Raw genomic sequence first — 1,531 nt, 5'->3', positions numbered from 1 at the left:
GGGGTCGGCGTCGGGGTCGGCGTCGGCGTCGGCGTCGGCGTCGGCGTCGACACCGCGCTCACCATGTCGGCGGCCCGTGAGCGGATGGTCGGCACCTGCGCGCTCATGTACCGGCCGGGGCAGGAGGTGTAGCCGACGTCGAGGTGCTGGAAGATCGTCGGGAGGGTGACTGCGCGACCGCGGCCGTACCTGCTCGTCCCCCCGCCGGCAGACGTCAGGACCGTGGTTCCGCGGGGGTCGACGCCGTACTGGCCCAGCTTCCAGGCCGCGACACGGGCGATGCTCGTCACCATGGCCGAGGACGGGGCCGCCTCCTCGAAGTTGCCGAGGGCGGAGATGCCCATGGTGTCGGTGTTGAAGCCCGAGGCGTGGGCTCCCATCTTGAGCGCGGAGACGCTCCCGCGGCGCCCCTCGTAGACGTTGCCGAACTTGTCGACGAGGAAGTTGTAGCCGATGTCGGCCCAGCCGCGGGTCTGCGTGTGGTAGGCGTAGATCGAGCGCAGCTGCGCCCTCGCGGCGCTGGCCGTGGTGTAGCTGTTCGAGGACGCCGTGTGGTGGATCGTCACGGCCTTCAGCGTGCCGTTCGTCGCGCTGCTCCGGGCGAGGGACTCGTCCGCCCCCCAGGTCGCACGGCTGATGACCGTCGGGGCAGCCGCACCGCTGGCGCTCGCGGTCGCCGAGGTCCTCGGCGCCAGGGCGTGTGCCGAGGCGCTTCCCCGCGACTCGTCACCGCCGTCCACGAGCTGCACCTCGAGGCCCTCGGGCGCCGCCCCCGTCGGGGAGTCGACCCGGACCTGCACGCCGTCGGCCCCGTCCGTGAGCAGGGGCACCGTGCTCTCGACCGGAGCCGCCCTCCGCGCCTCCTCGGTGCCCGGCTCGGGCCCCCCGTCCTCCACGCCCAGCGCCTCCCACTCCGACCACCCGCCGCGCTCGTGCACCCGCACCTCGACCGTGGTCCCCGAGACGTCCTGCCCGGCGTCCCAGGTGACGGCCGCGAGGTCGAACGACGAGGGGCTGGTGATCTCGCGGCTCAAGGCCTCGGGGGCGGCCGCGGCGTCGCCGTCGGCACGCAGCTCGTCGAGAGAGCGCGCGTCCACGCCGACGACGCTCATGGCCGTCGTCGAGGTCTCGACGCCGGCGCCGGCGCCGGCGGTCGCGCCGTCGGCGGCGTGCGCGACCACGGCGGCGAGGGGCAGTGACAGCACCGAGCACATCGTCGCAGCCGTCACCGCGCGGGTAGTGGGGAAGGGCATGGGAGGAGCTCCTGTCGCTTCATCTGTGTCTCGTGAGGACAGGACGGGTGTCGTCACCCGCGGTAGGGCCCTGTAGCCCACGGCACCGACGCGTGGAGGGCTCCGCCGATCGGGCGACGCCGCCCGGACGCCCGCGGCGGCGCGTCAGCGGTGACCCCGTCACGCTCCCCCGGCCGGCCCCGCTCACCCCGCCGACGGCGGGGCGAGGGGCACCGTCCACCCGCGGTCGTGCGCGTCAGCCGGTGAAGGTGGTCGCGGACAGGGCCGGGCCGCCACGC

At 74.9% G+C, this 1,531-nt stretch carries 1 protein-coding gene; it reads right to left on the bottom strand.

Features of this window, described 5'->3' with window-relative positions:
* A partial coding sequence (locus tag WDZ17_RS17270) for a peptidoglycan recognition protein family protein (protein WP_339576415.1) occupies positions 1-1,253 on the bottom strand: 1,253 nt, incomplete at its 3' end.
* Positions 1,254-1,531: the final 278 nt, after the last annotated feature.

The organism is Pseudokineococcus basanitobsidens, assembly GCF_037482545.1.
GTDB lineage: Bacteria > Actinomycetota > Actinomycetes > Actinomycetales > Quadrisphaeraceae > Pseudokineococcus > Pseudokineococcus basanitobsidens.
Note: the sequence above shows the minus strand (reverse complement) of the source record. Positions and strands in the feature narration are given on the sequence as shown.